This window comes from Tolypothrix bouteillei VB521301 (assembly GCF_000760695.4).
In the GTDB taxonomy this organism is placed as follows: Bacteria; Cyanobacteriota; Cyanobacteriia; order Cyanobacteriales; family Nostocaceae; genus Scytonema; species Scytonema bouteillei_A.
This window is the reverse complement of the sequence record NZ_JHEG04000001.1, coordinates 2,310,978-2,324,310: the sequence shown is the minus strand read 5'-3', so window position 1 is coordinate 2,324,310 and position 13,333 is coordinate 2,310,978. Positions and strand designations below refer to the sequence as shown.

At 42.7% G+C, this 13,333-nt stretch carries 10 protein-coding genes; 5 read left to right on the top strand and 5 right to left on the bottom strand.

The window, feature by feature from the left end; translation table 11 throughout:
• Positions 1 to 39 precede the first annotated feature (39 nt).
• The 5 genes from HC643_RS09410 (at position 40) to HC643_RS09390 (ending at position 7,142) form a co-directional block, all read left to right on the top strand.
• A complete protein-coding gene (locus HC643_RS09410; protein ID WP_050046242.1) occupies positions 40 to 984 on the top strand; it encodes a DUF5682 family protein in 945 nt (314 codons plus the stop codon).
• Positions 985 to 1,050: 66 nt separating this feature from the next.
• Positions 1,051 to 2,262: an RNA-guided endonuclease InsQ/TnpB family protein gene (locus HC643_RS09405; protein ID WP_167844640.1), complete on the top strand. Its 1,212-nt coding sequence runs from the start codon at positions 1,051 to 1,053 to the stop codon at positions 2,260 to 2,262.
• Between the two features lie 8 nt (positions 2,263 to 2,270).
• Positions 2,271 to 3,692 carry a DUF5682 family protein gene (locus tag HC643_RS09400; RefSeq protein ID WP_050046243.1) on the top strand — a complete coding sequence of 474 codons (1,422 nt, stop codon included), beginning with the start codon at positions 2,271 to 2,273 and terminating at the stop codon, positions 3,690 to 3,692.
• Positions 3,689 to 5,086 (top strand): VWA domain-containing protein, encoded by a 1,398-nt coding sequence (locus HC643_RS09395; protein ID WP_038080763.1) that lies wholly within the window; start codon positions 3,689 to 3,691, stop codon positions 5,084 to 5,086. Before HC643_RS09400 ends, HC643_RS09395 begins: the two co-directional genes overlap by 4 nt.
• Positions 5,087 to 5,093: 7 nt before the next feature.
• Complete coding sequence (locus HC643_RS09390) at positions 5,094 to 7,142, top strand: hypothetical protein (RefSeq protein WP_038080762.1); 2,049 nt, start codon at positions 5,094 to 5,096, stop codon at positions 7,140 to 7,142.
• A gap of 336 nt (positions 7,143 to 7,478) precedes the next feature.
• Here the strand turns inward: HC643_RS09390 and HC643_RS09385 are convergent, their stop codons facing one another.
• The 5 genes from HC643_RS09385 to HC643_RS09365 all read right to left on the bottom strand — a co-directional run bounded on the left by HC643_RS09385 (position 7,479) and on the right by HC643_RS09365 (position 13,289).
• Positions 7,479 to 8,381: an Rpn family recombination-promoting nuclease/putative transposase gene (locus HC643_RS09385; RefSeq protein WP_038080760.1), complete on the bottom strand. Its 903-nt coding sequence runs from the start codon at positions 8,379 to 8,381 to the stop codon at positions 7,479 to 7,481.
• Positions 8,382 to 8,528: 147 nt separating this feature from the next.
• Positions 8,529 to 10,199 carry a glycosyltransferase family 4 protein gene (locus HC643_RS09380; RefSeq protein WP_038080758.1) on the bottom strand — a complete coding sequence of 557 codons (1,671 nt, stop codon included), beginning with the start codon at positions 10,197 to 10,199 and terminating at the stop codon, positions 8,529 to 8,531.
• 44 nt (positions 10,200 to 10,243) lie between these two features.
• A complete protein-coding gene (locus tag HC643_RS09375; RefSeq protein ID WP_038080756.1) occupies positions 10,244 to 10,813 on the bottom strand; it encodes a phycobiliprotein lyase in 570 nt (189 codons plus the stop codon).
• Between the two features lie 173 nt (positions 10,814 to 10,986).
• Positions 10,987 to 11,667: a HEAT repeat domain-containing protein gene (locus HC643_RS09370; RefSeq protein ID WP_038080755.1), complete on the bottom strand. Its 681-nt coding sequence runs from the start codon at positions 11,665 to 11,667 to the stop codon at positions 10,987 to 10,989.
• 179 nt (positions 11,668 to 11,846) lie between these two features.
• Positions 11,847 to 13,289 carry an MFS transporter gene (locus HC643_RS09365; protein ID WP_038080754.1) on the bottom strand — a complete coding sequence of 481 codons (1,443 nt, stop codon included), beginning with the start codon at positions 13,287 to 13,289 and terminating at the stop codon, positions 11,847 to 11,849.
• Between the last annotated feature and the right edge of the window lie 44 nt (positions 13,290 to 13,333).

Here is a 13,333-nt window from a genome sequence, read left to right as displayed (position 1 = left end):
CTAGGGTGGGGTAAAACTTAAGGCAAAAGGAAATGGAATGTGCAAACTCAACACGATATAGAATTCGATGCAGAAATTCTCAACCTAAATTCACCTGTGGTGTTTTTCCCGGTACGCCACCACAGTCCTGCTTGTTCTCGTATTTTAAAACAACTTGCTGCCGAACTGTGCCCTGTAGCGATTGTTATAGAGGGTCCTTCAGACTTTAATTCTCAAATTTCTGAGTTATTTTTACCTCATGAATTACCTATTGCTATTTACAGCTACACTTGCTTGAGTGATGGAACGAGGCGGGGTGCTTTTTACCCTTTTTGCGTATATTCACCAGAATGGCAGGTACTTCAGGTAGCGAAAAGCTTAGATATTCCTGCCCAATTTATTGACCTTCCTTGGGCTGAAATTGCTAGCTTTGCACAGAACAGCCATCGCTATGCAGATACGGAATTTCAGCGTAGTGGATATGTTGAAACTCTCTGTGAAAATTTGGAAGTCGAAGGGCTTAATGACGTTTGGGACTTGCTATTTGAAATCGATCCCCACCTTAACCCACAGGAATATTTGAAGCGCTGTCACCAATTTTGCTTTCATGCTCGTCTGAGTGATGGTTGTTCTTCTGCTATTGACTTGTTACGGGAAGATTTTATGGCAAGTCAAATTATCAAAGCACGCTCCACACACTCAGGTCAAATTTTAGTTGTCACTGGTGGTTTTCACAGTTACGCACTTTATGCTAAGGTGTTTGACCGACCTTTTCCCATTTCCCCCACTTCTCCACCAATCTCCACTTCCCAATCTCCAAACACGGGAATCGCTTTAACGCCTTTTAGCTACGATCGCTTGGATAGTTTGATCGGTTATGATGCAGGAATGTCCAGTCCTGGCTTTTACCATCAAGTTTGGGATGATAGGTTATTGGGAGAAACGGATACTTACCGCAAGGTATTAACCAAAGTTGTCAAAGATTTACCAAGAGAATGGGTCTAAAGCCTCGCCCTTCTAGGGCGACTTTATATGTGTTATAATATTTTGCGTAGAAGTTTTCCACGGAAAATGATTGTTTTAGAATTCAAAGCCAAAGGGAAAACGACTCAATATACTGCCATTGATGAGGCGATTAGGACGGCTCAATTTGTTCGCAATAAGAGTATCCGTTTTTGGATGGATAATCGAGGCGTGGGACAAAAAGAAATGTATCGCCTTAGTAAGTCATTGAGAAGAGAATTCCTATTTGTAAAAGCTCTGAATTCTAGTGCTTGCCAAGCTTCTATTGAACGGGCTTATAGTTCTATTGCTCGTTTTTACGACAACTGCAAAAAGTCTGTTCCGGGTAAAAAGGGATATCCAAAGTTCAAGAAAAATTCTCGCTCAGTGGAGTATAAAACCTCTGGGTGGTCACTTTCCGAGACCAGGAAACAAATAACCTTCACCGACAAAAAAGGTATTGGTACGCTCAAGCTGAAAGGAACATGGGATTTAAACTTCTACCAATTAGAACAGGTAAAACGAGTTAGATTAGTTCGTCGTGCTGATGGGTATTATGTTCAATTTCTGATTAGTGTAGACAACAAATTAGAAACACAACCCACAGGGAAAACCATTGGTTTGGATGTAGGACTTAAAGAATTCTATACCGACAGCAATGGACATAGTGAACCTAACCCAAGGTTTTATCGCACAGGAGAGAAACGTCTAAAATTTAGACAAAAGCGCGTTTCTCGTAAAAAGAAAGGCTCTGCCAACCGTAAGAAAGCTATTAATAAATTAGGGCGAGTACACCTCAAAATAAGTAGGCAACGTGAAGAACACGCCAAGAGACTGGCGCGTTGCGTAATCCAATCTCACGACTTGGTATCCTATGAAGATTTGAGGATTAAAAATTTAGTGAAAAATCACTGTCTCGCTAAATCTATTAATGATGCTGGTTGGTATAAATTCAGAAAATGGTTGGAGTATTTTGGGGTGAAGTTTGGCAGGATAACTGTTGCGGTTAACCCCGCCTACACTTCTCAAGAATGCTTCAGTTGTGGCGCAATAGTCAAAAAATCTCTATCTACAAGAACCCATGTTTGCGAATGCGGCTTTGTCATAGATAGAGACTGGAATGCCGCTATCAATATTCTGAAATTAGCCTTGAGTACCGTAGGGCATACGGGAACTTGGATCTACTATCCGAACGCTTCAGGAGATTCGACCTCTACTCATACTGGAGAAATCCTGTATCAGCAAGTTGGGTCTGTGATTGAAGAATCTTCGCCCTTATAGGGCGGAGAGTGTCAAGCAAGCGAAATCAATTATTTAGCTCGGCTGATTTGATTGCGGTGGAAACAACAGCACAAGGATTGGCTGCTTTAAGAGGTCATGTGGTTGTATGGCGACAAGATTTAATTGATGGTATTATCGCGTCTTTAATTAAAGAAGAATTGAGTGCTCAAAGAAGCCATCCTTTCTTGGCTGCTGTGTATGATGTTTTACGAGGTCATGCTAGGGGACGCTTGGCTGATGGAACTTCCTTACCGCCTTTAGTACGGAACATTCAACAACTTTTGCAGCAAAATGGTTTGGAACCCAGAACTAAAGCACGAGCAATCGATTTCAATCTACATTTATCCTTAGATTTGCAAAAATCGCATATTCTCCACCAATTAAAATTATTAGGTATTCCTGGATATACAGTCACTGGTGGTAGCGATTGGGTCAGCCGTCAGGATTTGTCATACGTTTGGGAGCAATGGACGATTAGTTGGAGCCAGCATTACGAAGCCAGTTGTATTGAAAATGCCATCTACGGGTCTACTCTTGCAGAAGCGGCTGAGGCAAAATTATTGGAGCTAGCAGCACAAATAGAGCGAGATGCAGCAAAAGCCGCATTACTGTTACTTGATTCTTGCTTGATGGGATTGCGACACCTCAGCGAACTTTTTTATCAAAAGTTGTTGTTCCTCATTCGCTCTGACAGTCAGTTTTTATCGCTTGCAGAAGCTTTAGGGCACATACTTTATCTGTATTGCTACGATGAAGTTTTGGGAACCACCCATCAAGATGAAATTGGCAACCTTTTGGTTGAAACATTTCAACGCGGGTTGTGGCTTCTAGAAAGTCTCGGTCAGATGCAGGGGAACGACCAGCAATTACTGCAAGGCATAAAAGTTTTGTTGGAGACTTTAGAAAGATGCGAGCGATCGCTAGATTTAAATCGCAATGCATTTATCGATGTCTTCCGGCGTCTTAATGCTGATGTCACTCAGGCTCCTTTAGTGCGAGGTGCGGCTTGTGGCGTTCTCTGGACTCTAGAAACTTCACCAACCCAGCAGGTGCTTTTAGATTTGCGTTCTTGCTCGCAAGCCAACCAAATAGGGGATTTTCTCACTGGGTTGTTTTATTTAGCTAGAGAGGTCGTACAGCGCCATCCGGATCTACTGCTGAGTATTGATGAACTCGTTAGCAGCTTTGATGACAACACATTTTTAGAAGCTTTACCTGCATTGCATTTAGCATTTACATACTTTACACCCCGCGAGAAACACAAGATCGCTTCCACCCTTATAAAAGCGTGGGGGGAAGATGGCTGCGAAACAGAATCGCTTGCAGAGTTAGAAGTGAGCGTTGAAGTTGCAGCCCAAGTGTTAGCTTTCGAGACAAAGCTGTTTGCAGCCGTTAAGCGTTACGGTTTGAGGGGAGGGGACAAGCAATGAGTGATGAAAATACCAAACGTCGAACCCGTTGGCGATTGATTTTAGAAGCTGGTAGCGAATCTGTTTTGGGTGGAACTTTAGATGATGTTTCGCAAGCCAGAGCTCGAGCGATCGCATTTCTCTATGACCGGGAGTATAATTCCCAAGAAAACCGCTCGCGCAACATTCGTCCGGGAACGGGAGTACAAAAGACAGCCGCGCAAACAGGGCAAAAATCTCAGGGAGCGCGGGGAAATGGTTCCCAGAGTGGAGAGACGCCATCTCAACAAGACTCAAAAAACGGAGAACCGAGCGCTTCTGGTGAATCGCCAGCAGAATCGGGACAAGAAGATACTACCAGTAGCGGAAACAAACCGGAACAAAGCGAACGGGGAAATACACAAGGACAACCCGAACAAAGTGGGGGTGAAAGTTGGGTTCCACCGCTTGACCGTCAGGGGGGATTGGGACCCTCTCAACTAACAATACCTGAGTGGATCGATGCAATACACGAGCTATTTCCGCAAAAAACCATAGAACGTTTGGAAAAAGATGCTTTGGAGCGCTACCAGCTGGAAGAAATGGTGACCAATCCAGACTTATTAAGCCGCGCCCAACCCAGCCAAACATTGTTAAAAGCCGTACTTCGGACCAAGCACCTGATGAATCAGGAGGTGTTAGCGATGGCGCGACATTTGGTCAGGAAAGTCATTGAGGAACTGCTCGAAAAACTAGCGCAAAAAGTGAAATCGCCGTTTTTAGGTGCGGTAGACCGACGACAAAGGTCATTTTTAAAAGTAGCAAAGAATTTTGATGCGGAAACAACTATCCGCCGTAATTTGCAGCACTACGATCCAAAAACCAAGCGTCTTTACATCCAAAAACCTTACTTTTTCTCGCGTATCCGCCGCCACGTAGAACGCTGGCAAATTATTATTTTAGTTGACGAGTCTGGTAGCATGCTCGACAGCGTCATTCACGCTGCGGTCACTGCGGCGATTTTCTTTGGTTTAAAGCAAGTGCGTACCCACCTCTGTTTGTTTGATACGTCAGTGGTAGATGTCACAGAAGAATGTTCCGACCCAGTGGAAACTATTATGAAAGTTCAGCTAGGAGGAGGAACGGATATCGGTCAAGCTTTAACTTATGCTGCATCTCTCGTCGATAATCCCCGCAATACAATTGTTATTCTCATTACAGACTTCTATGAAGGAGCGCCAGTACAGCAATTGCTAACCACTACCAAGAATTTGATTGAAAGTGGCGTAACGCTATTGGGTTTAGCAGCTTTGGACGAACAAGCAAATCCCAATTATGACCGAAATATTGCCCAGCAAATGGTTAACCTTGGTGCTCATGTAGCAGCCATGACTCCAGGAGAATTAGCCCAGTGGGTAGCTCAAAAAATACGCTAAATAAACTATGCTACGTTCAGATTTACTTGCACTGACTGCAGATGATTTAACGGTTCTGAGCAACCGGGGTTTGGTGAAACGCGCTCTTAAAGAAATAGAAGAAGGACGAGTGTCATCTACCATAACAGAAGATGGGAGAGGAAATGTTACTGTAAGTTGGTCGGATGATGTGGAATGTGTTTTGCCAGCAGGGGAAGAATTGAGCGATAAGCACTGTAGTTGTTCTGCGATCGCTATTTGCCGTCATCTTATACGTTCTATCCTGATCTATCAGCGTACAGCAGTTCCCAAGCAAGAGCTATCCGATTCCCAAGAGAACAGCCCTCCGACTCCCTCCCACTCTGCTTGGAATCCAGGTGAAATTGACGACGCACAACTAGCCCAGTACTTTAACAAAGCTACTGTCAGCCGAGCGCTCCGGGAATTTAACTCAGGTCATGTTATTGAGTTAATCAAAAGCAGCAAACCCATTGCTCGCATTCACACCCTAGCTTATACTGTCAAATTTTTAGTTCCAGGCGATATCCGCTACACTTATTGCGACTGTTCCGAACCCAGTCCCTGTCGTCATACTCTGTTTGGGGTATGGGCTTTTCGCCAACTCAGCAGCGAGCAAATGAGCGGAATAATTTCTACTCAAAAAGAAGCCACACCAATTCCTGTCGATGTCTTAGATGAGATTGAAAATAACTTGCGATCGCTACTTTTTGTTGGAATTAGGGGACTGTCCGCGACTGCAATTGGGCGTTTGCGTCGTTTGGAACAAACTTGTCGCAATTCAGGGCTGATATGGAATGCAGAAATTTTGGCGGAACTGGTGCAAGAAAAAGAACGCTACGATTCACGCGATGCTCGTTTTTCACCCACAAAGGTGGTGGAACTCATAGGGGAACTTTGCATTCGCTGCGATGCAATTCGTAACGATACCGGGGTTGTTCCTCAATTATTTATTCGTGGCTCTCAAGCAGACAAACTCACGGAAATTGGTGCAGCCAGATTGCTCGGTTTGGGGTGTGGCGTGCAAGTACAAAGGCAAAACGTGCGTTTCATTGCTTACTTTCAAGATACAGATTTAGGAACGGTTGTTGCTGTGTGTCAGGATTTTGCCGAATCTCCACAAGAAGCCAATATAGAACCTCCCGAATTTTGGAAAATGGCTGAGAAACCAGCTTTCAAACAAGTGAGTTTTACCACTTTGGGTGCAGGAGAGATGTTGGTAAAAGGAGGAAAGCGAACGCCCAATTATCAATTTTTGCCAAGCCGCACTCAGGTCATAGTGAATCCTCAGTCCTTTCAGTGGGAGTCATTGCGATCGCCCTTATTAGTGGAAGATTTTCACTCACTGCGATCGCATTTGCAGCTACAATCTCCGAGTTCCCTTCGTCCAAGACGGCTCACTGAAAATTTTCATGTTTTCTGGGTTCATCAAGTAGAAAATATTGAATTTTCCAGCATTGAACAAGCTGTTATTGCAGTGCTTTATGACTGCGATCGCAACCGATCCATTCTCAAGTTTCCTTACACTTATCGCAATAGAGTAGGTACTGAATCCCTGTTAGGACATCTCTTAAATAAGCGATTGCTATTTGTAGCAGGGCATATCTACTTAAGTACGGAGGGATTAGTCATTACACCAGTTTCTTTGATTTTCCAAACAGGTGAAAGTCGCACCATGCTGCAACCCTGGATTTGTCAAAATCTAGAAATTGATGGCGATCTAAATTTATCAAAGATAGAAAAAATCTTTTTAAGTGAAGATTTATTAAATGATTCCAATTGCCATCCGGTAGCCTTATTTTTAGAACAGTTACAGCAGGCGATGAGCGATTTAACAGTTATGGGATTAGAAAGAATTGACTCTCAAATTTTAAGCCATTGCCAAAAAATTTGTGATTGTGGCAAAGCTATGGGTTTTGTTGATTCTATAAAACGGATGACTCAATTAATTGAAATTTTAGAACAAAAGAACAATAGTCTGGATTGGGATTGGCAACCCGCCACACAAATTATTTTAGAATTGTCTCTTTTAATAAAACTCTCTCAGGATATAATGTAACGCTATTGATGACTAAAGCAGATGGGGAATTGAGGGAAAGAATGAGAGACGGATCGTTCGTATCAAGTATTTCGTGAAATGGTATAAGTCGGCGTAAACGAGCGTTATTTGTTTGTAGATGCGATGCACGTGTATGCATCGCATCTACGAAAGATTTTCAACCATCTTGTACGATAATTAACAGTGATTCTGTGAAGTGAGACCGGGGATAGTATTGGGTCAAAGTATGGCTACATGGAGTTTACAGCGTTTCAGCATCACCAACACGACTGGCATTACACCTCCGGCTTAAGTACTTGTTGTCAAGACAGAATCGGGTTCCGCGAGCCTTCTTACTTATGAAACATTGTCTAACCAAGCCTGCAAATCAGCCAAACTGGTAAAATCTAACAGTGCTTCGCTTAAATCTTCCAGAACAGGCAATGGCAAACCAGAAATTTGCCGAACCACTTCCTCAGAAAGTTTCTGCCCAATGCGTTTAGTTAGGAGTCGAAGAATGAGGTTAGCAGCCTCTTCTTTTCGTCCTTCAACACGTCCCTCAACACGTCCTTCAACACGTCCTTCAACACGTCCTTCAACACGTCCTTCTTCCTTAATTTCTTGGTATACTCGCGTTTGCTGTAGTGTAATCCCTAACATCGATTCTACCTCCACTCGGCTCAACTGTTCAAATCTGTAAACCATAATTGTCGTCACTATATCTATTATCACCTGGTTCAATGGTGGGGAGACTTCTTGACGAGTTCTGGTTAATAAATACCTTGCTTCTTCTGGTGCTTGTTCTTCGCTGACAGTAGTCAGTACCATCAGTGCTACCCATAAAGGCAAGGAACGGATATCCCCCAACTCGTTCAAGTACACCCGATGTACTTGCTCGCCGTTGAGTAAGGTGCGATGTGGATAAACATCGCTTTGTTCGATACTGCGTGTTGGGTAAATTATTACTGCTTGCCAATCGTTAAATCTCCCTCGTTGGCGATAGAAATATAACGCTGATTCAGCAAATAACCTTTCGTAAAGTTGTTCGTCTTTTTGAAATTGTACTTCACAAAAATAAACAATTCCCGCACTTTCATTTTCTGGTGGGAGAAATACTCCATCAATCTCAAATTTAGGTTCTTTGACTGCTACCGAATCAAATCGGTATGCACTCGCATTGTTTGGGGCATTTGCCAAAAGTTCAAACAGCAGTGAGGGAGATTGTTGAAACAGTTTGTAAAAGATTGAGTCGCGGCGCATGAAGCATTCTACTTAATTTATTAAGGAAAATTTGCAATAAATTTCATCTTACATTCCCCGCGCATTTATTTTTCTAACATTCTACCCAATTTCCCTTTTTGGTTCCTTTTGTTAGAGAAAAATCAAATCCTCCTTAATGTTAAGAAATTATCGCTCTTCCAACCGCAGAACATCAAATTTTAACAGATACATCAGGGTGCGAAATAACTCTGTTGGAGGAATATGCGGATGTTTGTTGAGAATTGTTTCAAGAGATTGGGAGCCATCTTTAAAAAATGTGGCTAATATAGTGTCTGTAGTTTTTGTGTTTCTTCTTTCTGCACCAAAGCCAGTCATCCAATTTTTCTGAAGTTCGCTTAAACCTTCTGAAGTTGCCATAGAACCAAGCCCTAAAACTAATTCACCAGTTAACTTTGGATTTGGATAATGAGCAAATAACGCGAATGGATCGTCACACAAAGGATAAGGTGGCTGACTGGGCTGCATGGGAACAGAAAGTGTCGCTGTAGAACGAATCTCTGCTAGTTCCCGCCATAAATTCTCATAAGCAGCAATAACGACTTTCCAGTCATATACCTCTCTAGCACGTTGCTTTCCATTTTCCCCAATGCGCTTTCTGAGTTCGGGATTTGTAATTAATGTTGCGATCGCATTTGCCGCTGCTTCAATATCTACAGCTGTTACCATTGAAGTATGAGCAATATAAGAACTGTAATTCAAGCTTTCATTAAGATATGCAAATGCTAAATCCCGTGCCGCACCGGGAGGTGGTATGAGAGTAGGAATCTTCCAACCATCAATTTCATGACGCACGGATTCTTGATATCCATCCCAATCAGAAACAACGACAGGTAAACCAGCCGCCATTGCTTCTATAGGTGTCAGTCCAAAAGTTTCTTGAATGTTATCCACTAGAGAAATAAAAATATCAGCAGCAGACCAAATTCCCGAACGGATTTCTGGTTTGCGTCCATCTACAAAAATACAATTGACTGAAGGACAAAAAACTTGATGGCTGCTTTTAAAACTAGCTTCTTCTTTTTCATCTTCAAACCAGCCTGCTTGTACAAAATGAATTTTAGTCTTAGTAGCTTGTGCTGCTTTTTCCAAAGCTAAATACATTGGTACGGGATGGGCTTTTGCATAGAAACAAAGCCGTCCAACAAACAAAACAACAATTTCATCTTGGGGAATACCAAGCACTTGACGCAAACGATTGCGAGTGGAAACAGCAGCAGTTCCCTGTGGAAAAGCATCGCAATCTACACCTAGAGGAATCACTGGTAGTTGAAACTCAATTTTAGGTCTGCCACCCGTCCTTTGTGCCAAATAATCAGCCCAAGTATTTAGAAGACGTTCAACAGCAGTTTTCACTGCAACAGATGGGCAAATCAAAGCATCCCAAGGCTGAAGAGGGGCAATAAGGAAATCCCCAATCCCTTCCATGACCCCAATACTTGCAATAGTATGAGTCACGCCACAAATACTGTATGCATTTTGGTCAGTAAATCGTCGTTGCCATGCCTGTTTGGAAAGTAACGGATCGGGACGGTAAATTGTACCCGCTTGTGATAAAAGTTGAGGATTGTGAGATGTAAGCCACTGCACTTTCCGCTGAGATTTCATCCATGGTTGGATGCGCTGACAAAATTCTGAAAACTCATTTGAACTTCCCGTATAACAGAACAAAGACTCCGCAGTGCCATGCTGGACTAAGGCTTTGAGAAAACCTTCACCTGCAGCTTGACGACCGAGGAGTCTTTTTCCACGAGTTTCAAACCCGTCTGCTTTATAAAAAATTGCTGCCGTATTAGTCATAGCTCAGTCACCAGTTATCAGTAGCCATGATAACTGGTCACCGATTACTGGTCATTAGTCACTGAACTCGTTGCATCCGCCGCTTTCGCAGCTTGACCACCACCCATGCGAATTTCAGTTGTCAGGGTAGCCATACTAAAACCGCCGAACCGCTTCAAAACGCCAACTCTCATCCGCAAATTGGGACTGGCAAACCAAAGGCGTTCTTCAGACCACATCGTTTCGTACTCTGTTGTGAGAGTTAAGGTATCATCACTACCCATCTTATAACGTCCGGCAACTGGAGCTTTCTCAGCGTAGCCCATTTCCCGCAATAACTTACCTTCATTGGGATTATCTTCATCTGGTACCACAACTAACACTGTGGAACCAGTATGCTTTTCTTCATCCCATTCCATCGTGCCATTCCAAGTCACCCTGGCACCACAGGAAGCAAGGTTGGGATCGATTTCGTTATGCTGGCAAAGTTTGATGACTTCAGGATGATCTTTTGCCAAAGATTCAATCGAAATATCTGATTTGCCATCTTCTGATTGCTTAAATGCCAAATGATGACTGGTACGATGGGAAAACCATTTCCCACCACTTAGTTCAAAAAACTCTTTTATATCCATAGAAAGAATCTACCTTTCTTCAAAATCCTTCTATTTTCCCACTTATCTTAAAGGTAGCAGGAGGTGTGCAAGTTAATCGATTTTGGATCTGAGAGCGTACCTCTAACACAGACAAACGCAAATAAATTTCTCTTCTATTTGCGCCTGAAGGTACATTGAGAGTGCGAAGCCCACTAAGCTCGATCACCTGCTTCCTCAAGTCGCTTTAAAGAAATTCTTGATGCTTCAGAAACGTGTGGATGGTTATCTTTTTCTAAATATTTTAGAGCAGAGACGCTCTTGGGAGTGGGAAGATGTCCTAAAGCTTCTGCGAGCCGTTGCCGTACCAACCAATCTTCTGATTGGGCAAAGCGTAGAATTAAATCTACAGACTCCACATCTTTAATTTCTCCAATCGCTGCGATCGCTGCTTGTTGTAAAACCACTTCTTTGCTGTCCAAAGCCTGAATGAGTATATCGCGAGCGCGTTTGTCTTTGAGATTGCCAAGAGAGACCGCAGCACTAAAGCGTACCAACCAATCGGTATCTTCGTAAAATGCCCGCATCAAAGGTTCAACAGCTCTTGTATCTCCTAAGTAACCAAGAGCACCAGCAGCATCAGCCCGCATACCATAGTCCGGATCTGTTTCCAGAATTTTAATCAGAAGGGGGTAGCTTTCTTCTGTTTGCTTAATGCCTAAAGCAAAGATTGCCATGGATCTCAGTTGGATAGATTCGTCGTCCAACACTTTCTTAATCAAAGGAACCGCATCTTCTGCAGGAACTTCCCTTAAAGATGCAAGGGCTACCATGCGATCGCGTAAATTCTCGCTTTCCAATTGGGTGGAAAGTTCCTGTATTGTTGGAGTTTTCATTCAGTGTATGATATCTTCTTAGCTGCTATGTATATTAAGTATTATTACAAATTCTCAGACAAATGCGATCGTCCCAGCAGTGTGCATATCCGTACTGGAATTTGGGTACTAGAGACAAGGGGAATAAGGGAGACAAGGAAGAATTGAATGACTATTACAATCCAAATTCCAAAAACCTCTTATTGGTTTTGCCGTTCTTTGAGTTGCAGTACGATTTGCGCGTGTAGCTCGCGGGTAAGGGGATAAAAGTAAGCTAAAACTAAGCCAAAAATTAAAGCGAGTGCTGGTATGGGACCAATAGAGAAGCGAATGACTTCTAATACAGAATCAGGTTGATTTGGTAACGGGATTTCTGTTGTAGGTTTAATATACCCAGCTGTACCCAGCCTTTGCAGAACTATATTCACAGCCAATCCCAAACAAATTTTTTGCACGAACACTATGAAACTGTAAAAAATACCTTCCCGCCGTTGTCCCGTGTTTAATTCATCCAGTTCAATCACATCGGGTAGCATCGACCAGGGAACAAGATAAGCCGTAGATACTCCAAAACCCGCCATAACTGCTAAAAAGTACATCAACACAATTTGACCGGGTTGTACGAAAAAAAGTCCAGTCTGGGCGATAAGCCACAAACTCATTCCCATAAAGTACACCGCTCGTTTGCCATAACGTCTGCTGATACCACTCCAAACAAATAGCATGGACATAGCGGTTCCCTGTACTGCCAAGAGTACTAAGCTAATATGCCATTGCGGAAGGCGCATCCAACTAGTGACAAAGTAGGGGATAATACCTGCTGTTAGCTGAACCGCCAACCAAGAACACAAATAAATCCCTACTACAAATAAGAAAGGGCGATTTGTAAAAGCAATTTTGAGTTGCTGTAGAAAAGGAATTGAAACTGTTTGCTCTAATTGTGGATGTTGCTTTGCTACAGCTTGAGCGCGACCTTTTGTTCCCCAAACACACCAGTACAAAGGCAACACGGAGATAATGGCACAGATAGCTCCTAAAAGTAAATATTGTGTACTTTTGTTATTGGGAACGACTATGGAAATACCCAAACCAATTATGAGAGCAAGAATGCTACCGCCAATAGAAAAGCTAAAGCGAAAACTGTTCAGACTGGTGCGTTCGTCATAGTCTTGAGTTAATTCTGCTGTTAAAGCAGTGTATGGTAAGTTAACAACCGTATAAAAAGCATTAAACAAAATTGAAATAGCAGTGTAATACCAAAATAACCCCCACTGATTTGCATTTTCGTTATTACTAAAATGAGGGACAATCCACTGCAAAAAAAAGAAGACTCCAAAAGGAATTGCTCCCCAGATCATCCAGGGATAACGCCTTCCTTGCTGACTTTGAGTGCGATCGCTTAACACCCCAACCATAGGATCGTTGATAGCATCCCACACTTTACCAATAAGCTGAGTTTGCCCTGCTAATTGGGGTTTCAAACCTGCGACATCTGTCAGAAAAGGCGACAAATAAGAAATCCCAATCATAGCAGTAATTGCCGTACCCAAATCTCCAGCACCAAAAGCTATTTTGGTACTCAAGTCTAACTTGTCACTTTCTGGAGTTTGTTGGGCGCAGTCATCAGAGTCAGAATTGTTCATAAAACTTTATACTTGTAATAACATCAACTATGTTGCATATTGTC

Excerpts from the sequence above, each read along its gene's own strand:
- HC643_RS09405 (WP_167844640.1), top strand. The coding sequence starts at position 1,051 with ATGATTGTTTTAGAATTCAAAGCCAAAGGGAAAACGACTCAATATACT.
- HC643_RS09395 (WP_038080763.1), top strand. The coding sequence starts at position 3,689 with ATGAGTGATGAAAATACCAAACGTCGAACCCGTTGGCGATTGATTTTA.
- HC643_RS09390 (WP_038080762.1), top strand. The coding sequence starts at position 5,094 with ATGCTACGTTCAGATTTACTTGCACTGACTGCAGATGATTTAACGGTT.
- HC643_RS09385 (WP_038080760.1), bottom strand. The coding sequence starts at position 8,381 with ATGCGCCGCGACTCAATCTTTTACAAACTGTTTCAACAATCTCCCTCA.
- HC643_RS09380 (WP_038080758.1), bottom strand. The coding sequence starts at position 10,199 with ATGACTAATACGGCAGCAATTTTTTATAAAGCAGACGGGTTTGAAACT.
- HC643_RS09375 (WP_038080756.1), bottom strand. The coding sequence starts at position 10,813 with ATGGATATAAAAGAGTTTTTTGAACTAAGTGGTGGGAAATGGTTTTCC.
- HC643_RS09370 (WP_038080755.1), bottom strand. The coding sequence starts at position 11,667 with ATGAAAACTCCAACAATACAGGAACTTTCCACCCAATTGGAAAGCGAG.
- HC643_RS09365 (WP_038080754.1), bottom strand. The coding sequence starts at position 13,289 with ATGAACAATTCTGACTCTGATGACTGCGCCCAACAAACTCCAGAAAGT.